General features: G+C 23.2%; 4 protein-coding genes and 1 pseudogene. 2 read left to right on the forward strand and 3 right to left on the reverse strand.

Annotated elements, in window-relative coordinates; all coding sequences use genetic code 11:
* On the reverse strand, positions 1-549 hold a 549-nt coding region (locus tag AJ884_RS02475; RefSeq protein ID WP_148116008.1), incomplete at its 3' end, for a glycosyltransferase family 2 protein.
* A 74-nt stretch (positions 550-623) separates the two neighbouring features.
* Here AJ884_RS02475 and AJ884_RS02480 point away from each other — a divergent pair.
* Together AJ884_RS02480 and AJ884_RS02485 are read left to right on the forward strand one after the other, a co-directional pair.
* The gene (locus AJ884_RS02480) at positions 624-2,177 is read left to right on the forward strand and encodes a glycosyltransferase family 2 protein (protein ID WP_070286400.1); all 1,554 of its coding nucleotides are present in this window, start codon (positions 624-626) and stop codon (positions 2,175-2,177) included.
* A pseudogene (locus AJ884_RS02485) lies at positions 2,174-3,231 on the forward strand (glycosyltransferase family 4 protein). The gene AJ884_RS02480 and the pseudogene AJ884_RS02485 overlap by 4 nt, the downstream one beginning before the upstream one ends.
* Here the strand turns inward: AJ884_RS02485 and AJ884_RS02490 are convergent.
* Both AJ884_RS02490 and AJ884_RS02495 read right to left on the reverse strand, forming a co-directional pair.
* On the reverse strand, positions 3,209-4,429 hold the full coding sequence (locus tag AJ884_RS02490) for a glycosyltransferase family 8 protein (RefSeq protein ID WP_070286401.1): 1,221 nt from the start codon (positions 4,427-4,429) through the stop codon (positions 3,209-3,211). The pseudogene AJ884_RS02485 and the gene AJ884_RS02490 sit on opposite strands and share 23 nt — an antisense overlap.
* The gene (locus tag AJ884_RS02495; protein ID WP_070211433.1) at positions 4,429-5,616 is read right to left on the reverse strand and encodes a glycosyltransferase family 2 protein; all 1,188 of its coding nucleotides are present in this window, start codon (positions 5,614-5,616) and stop codon (positions 4,429-4,431) included. Before AJ884_RS02495 ends, AJ884_RS02490 begins: the two co-directional genes overlap by 1 nt.
* Positions 5,617-5,626: the final 10 nt, after the last annotated feature.

Below are 5,626 nucleotides of genomic sequence, written 5' to 3' on the forward strand. Positions count from 1 at the left end.
ATGTGCACAAATATCTAAATCTTTTTCAATCATTTCTTTCACGCAAAGTTCTATGCAATCATTTAAAAAATAATCATCTGAATCTAAAAAGTGAATTATAGAATTTGGTAGCTCTTGGACTAATAAATCATTTATATTTTCTATATTTGTTTTTATATATCTTTTTTGAATAGGTACAAAATTTGATTTTATTGTTTCTTTATTAATTATTTTTGTATTTTTATCAAAAGTATGAGTTGAAGTAAAAGAAATTATGTCTTGTTCGATGTTATCTTCAAAAAAACTTCTGAGTTTAGTTCCTTTTATAAATTCTAATCCCATATTTCTTGCTGAAGATTGTCCCCCATTTTCCTTGGAGATTAAAAATATTCTTTCATCTTTACCAAGATATTCTAAGGCTATATTTAAGCTTCCATCGTCACTTCCATCATCCACTAACATAATATCTAAATTTTTATACGTTTGATTTATTACGCTATCTAAACATTCTCTTAAATAAGGTGCTACATTATATATTGGGATGATAATAGTAATTAAAGGATTATTCATATATACTTTCACCTAGTTGTTTTTTATATTATTATGTTAAAAGTAATAGAATTTTATTAAAAAGAAGCTTAATTATGAATTTAAAGCAAATTAGTGTGATAATGATTGTTAAAAATGCTCAAAAAACATTAAAAGCTTGCTTGGAATCTTTGCAAGAATTTGGCGAGATTGTTTTAATAGAAAATGATAGCAATGATGATACTTTAAAAATTGCTTATGAGTTTAGTAAAAGTTATAAAAATATCAAGATTTATCAATATAAATTTATAGGTTTTGGACCTTTGAAAAATTTAGCCATAAGTTATGCTAGTAAGGATTGGATTTTTAATATTGACGCAGATGAGCTTGCTAAAAAAGAATTTTTACAAGAATTACGGCAAATTGAGCCTGATAAAGAAGATATCATAGCTTTACCAAGAGAAAATTTATACAGTGGGGAGTGGATTAAAGCTTGTGGGTGGTGGCCTGATTATGTAATGCGGGTGTTTAATAAAACCCATACTAGTTTTAATGAAAATTTGGTACATGAGAGTTTGATTTTACATGAAGATAGCAAAAAGATTAAGTTGCAAAATGGTTTGAGACATTTTGCTTTTGAAGATATCGATGGTTTGTTAGATAAACTTCAAAGATATTCTAGTCTTTGGGCTAAACAAAATTTGCAAAAAGAAAGTGGAATTTTTAAAGCTATTGCAAGAGGTTTTTGGACTTTTTTTAGAAATTATTTTTTAAAAAAAGGAATTTTTTATGGCTATAAAGGTTTTATTATTAGTACTTGTAATGGACTTGGAGCATTTTTTAAATATATGAAATTATATGAATTAAAATTACAAAAGCCTAAAACTTGTTCTTTAATCATAACAACTTACAATCAAAAAGAAAGATTAGCTTTAGTTTTAGATAGTGTAAAAAATTTAAATCCTTTACCTGATGAAGTTTTAATAGCAGATGATGGAAGCAAAGAAGACACAGCAAAACTTATACAAAAATACCAAAAAGATTTTCCTTGTAATTTAAAACATATCTGGCAAGAAGATGATGGCTTTCGCGCAGCAGCTAGTAGGAATAAAGCTATAAAAGCATCTAAAAGTGAATATATCATTTTAATAGATGGAGATATGATTTTAGATACAAATTTCATAAAAGATCATTTAAATTTTTCATCAAAAAAGACTATTTTGCAAGGTTCAAGAATAATTTTAAATGAAAAAGAAAGCGAAAAAATTTTAAATAAAATGAATTTTAATTTAGCATTTGACAAAAAAAGCTTAAAAAATAGAAGAAATATTTTTTTAGCAAGATTGATTTATAAATTTTCTACTATTAATAAAAAGTTTTTTAAAAAATCTTTTTTAGTCAAGGGTAGTAAAACATGCAATATGAGCTTTTATAAAAGCGATTTTGAAGCTATAAATGGTTTTAATGAAAATTTCATAGGATGGGGAAGAGAAGATAGCGAATTTGTAGCTAGATTTTTATTTAATAATGGAATTTTTAAAAGATTAAAATTCAATGCCTTAGCCTATCATATTTACCACGAAGAAAATTCTAAAAATATGCTAGAAATCAATCATCAAATTTATCTAAATACTATAAAAAATAAAAATATAAATTGGGATATAAAATGAAAATTATGCTTTTAATAGGTGATATAACTATAGGCGGGGGTGCTGAAAGAGTCGTAGTAAATTTGGCAAATGCTTTTAATGAGCTTGGTTATGAAATAAGTATATTTAGTTTTTATAAAGAATATGAAAAAATATCTTACGATATAAATAAAAATATAAAAATAGAATTTTTACATCAAAAATCTCAAAAATACATGAGAAAAAATCTATTTTACAAACTTTTTTATAAATACTATGAAAGCTATATTTTAAAGCAAAAATATAAAGATATAGATATCATGATTTATAATAATTGTCCTCATTTTCCATTTTTTAAAAATAAAAATACAAAATATATAAATTTAATTCATAGCAAATTTAAAAAATATAGAAAAAGAAATGATTATTTTGATAATTTAGTAATACTTTCTAATAAACAAATAAATGAATGGAAAAAATACCACAAAAATATAAATGTAATACCAAATTTTATACCTTTTATATCTGAAAAAACAAGCGATTATAAACAAAAAAATATTTTAAGCATAGAAGGATGACTTCTAATGACGAAAAAGGGTTTTTAAGACTTATAGAAATTTGGAAAATGGTGCAAAAAGATAAAAAGTATCAAAATTGGACTTTGACTATAGTTGGCGAAGGTGAATTAAAAAATACTATAAAAGAAAAAATCAAAGAAAATAAACTTGAAAATATAATCTTAAAACCCTTCACCAAAGAAATAGAAAAAGAATATTTAAATGCAAGTATTTATGTAATGACAAGCAAGTGGGAAGGATTTGGAATGGTTTTAATAGAAAGTGCAAATTATCAATTTCCTAGCATTGCCTTTGATATAAACACCGGTCCAAGCGATATATAGAAAATGAAAAAAGTGGTTTTTTAATAAATGATGGAGATTTAGATGGTTTTGCAAATAAACTTTATGTTTTAATGGATGATGAAAATTTAAGAAAAACTATGGGGGGGTGCAAAGGATATAGTGAAAACAAAATTTAGCAAAGAAGTTATTATACAAAAATGGGAAAAATTGTTTAAAGATTTGAATATTTTTTAAAATAATAAATAATTTTTAAAGCTTTTAAATATACACTAAAGAAATTTTTATTATAAGCTCTAGCATAGAAAATAGTAATTCCTAATATACAGCAAAATCCAAAAAGACTATCTTGTATATTTTTTGCTTTTTCTGTGTATTTTCTATCATTATTTGTATTTTTGACCAAAGATTTGATTTTTAGTAAATTAAAATTCAAAGTAGCATTTAAAAGCTCATTACCTAAACCAGCGCATAATAAATGATTTGTTATATTGTTTTTACTTTTTAATAATTCTTCATTGAAAATAGGAGTTTTAGCAGCTATATCCCACCAATAATCATTTATATTTTTACCATAATAATCAAAATAAGATTTTAAAAATCTCCAAGGTTTTTCTCCATAATGAAGTATTTTAGGTTTTTGTTTTGCTTTATTAAATTCGGATCTAGTATAATTTAATCTATTTTTATTTTCATTTTTACAAATTGCATAACAAAAAGCAATGGTGCTAAAATTATAAGCAAAATCTAGTTGTAATTGATATTGAGGTTTTATAGAAAAATTTAATAGATCCTGATCCGCTGCTTTTATATAAAAACATTTACTAGCTAAATCTTCACACTTTTGCTCTATATTTTGTCTTTTATATTCTTTTAGGTTTATTAACAAAAAACCCGAGTTAAAATAATTTTCATCAAACTTTAAAGTTATTTTTTTACCATTTTGTATATATTTTATTTTATGTTTTTTAGACCCAAGATCACCAACAACTCCAGCTACCTTACCTTCTAAATTTATAGCAAAAATCTCTCTTATATCACACATACAAAGCATATCAAAATCTAAATATAAACATTTTTGTATATTATCACTAAAAATAGAGCTCAATTTAATTCTATAATAAGGCAATTTAGTACTATGAGCAGCACCTGAATTTGGAAATTTACTAAAATCTTTATCATTTTTTATATGTATTTTAATCTCACAGGGAAAATATTCATTTAATTTTTTCTGCAAATTTATAAGTTTTTCTCTAGTTTTATCATTTACAAAATTACTTAATATATGAAAAATATATTTTTCATTTTTTATATTTGAATTTTTGTCAAAATCTTTGAATTTTTTATTTTTATCTGTATTAAAAACTATGCTAGTTATTAACACAGCTGTATATTTTATATAATTTTCATCAGCACTAAATACTATGTGAAACATTAAAAAAACCTTACTTTTTTTGGATGTCTTATATAATTTCTAAATTTTATATAAATATTATAGCATTTCAAATTTTTCACAAAAAATTTAATTTCTTTTTTTAAATTTAATGGATCATTATTAATTTTCAATTCAAAATAGTGTATATAATATCTTTTAATACTTTTTTTAAGAAAATTATTATTTATGCTTTGATTGAATAAAAATATATTTTTAGCGATGACAAGATCACAATAGAGTTTAAAATATTTTCTAAGTTCTATATAATCATCAAAATGTCCTTTTAAGGATTCTAAACATTTTGGTAAAATTACTGGCATATTTTTTAAAAAATTAGTTATAGAATTGTGTCTAATTCTATAAATTATCAAAGATTTTCTTATGTAAAACATCTTCTTAGCTAAACAAAATAGTATCGTTCCAAAATCATGATCTTCATAATATATATCATGAGTAAAGCGAAGATTGTATTGATTTAAAATACTAGATTTAAAACTTCCTTGCCAAGCAAAATAAAAATTATATTTTTTATTTAATTTTAATAAATCTAGAGGGTTATAACATTCGCTATCAAATATTTTTTCAAAAAAATCTTTTTTTATAAATTTCTTATCCGTTTCATAATATTCTTGCAACCCATGTGCACAAATATCTAAATCTTTTTCAATCATTTCTTTCACGCAAAGTTCTATGCAATCATTTAAAAAATAATCATCTGAATCTAAAAAGTGAATTATAGAATTTGGTAGCTCTTGGACTAATAAATCATTTATATTTTCTATATTTGTTTTTATATATCTTTTTTGAATAGGTACAAAATTTGATTTTATTGTTTCTTTATTAATTATTTTTGTATTTTTATCAAAAGTATGAGTTGAAGTAAAAGAAATTATGTCTTGTTCGATGTTATCTTCAAAAAAACTTCTGAGTTTAGTTCCTTTTATAAATTCTAATCCCATATTTCTTGCTGAAGATTGTCCCCCATTTTCCTTGGAGATTAAAAATATTCTTTCATCTTTACCAAGATATTCTAAGGCTATATTTAAGCTTCCATCGTCACTTCCATCATCCACTAACATAATATCTAAATTTTTATACGTTTGATTTATTACGCTATCTAAACATTCTCTTAAATAAGGTGCTACATTATATATTGGGATGATAATAGTAATTAAAGGATTATTCATATATACTTTC

Origin of the sequence: Campylobacter sp. BCW_6463 (assembly GCF_001762785.1) — a bacterium.
Lineage (GTDB): Bacteria > Campylobacterota > Campylobacteria > Campylobacterales > Campylobacteraceae > Campylobacter_D > Campylobacter_D jejuni.

Bases quoted from the DNA above. Each gene is read 5' to 3' on its own strand.
- AJ884_RS02480 (WP_070286400.1), top strand. From the start codon at position 624: ATGAATTTAAAGCAAATTAGTGTGATAATGATTGTTAAAAATGCTCAA.
- AJ884_RS02490 (WP_070286401.1), bottom strand. From the start codon at position 4,429: ATGTTTCACATAGTATTTAGTGCTGATGAAAATTATATAAAATATACA.
- AJ884_RS02495 (WP_070211433.1), bottom strand. From the start codon at position 5,616: ATGAATAATCCTTTAATTACTATTATCATCCCAATATATAATGTAGCA.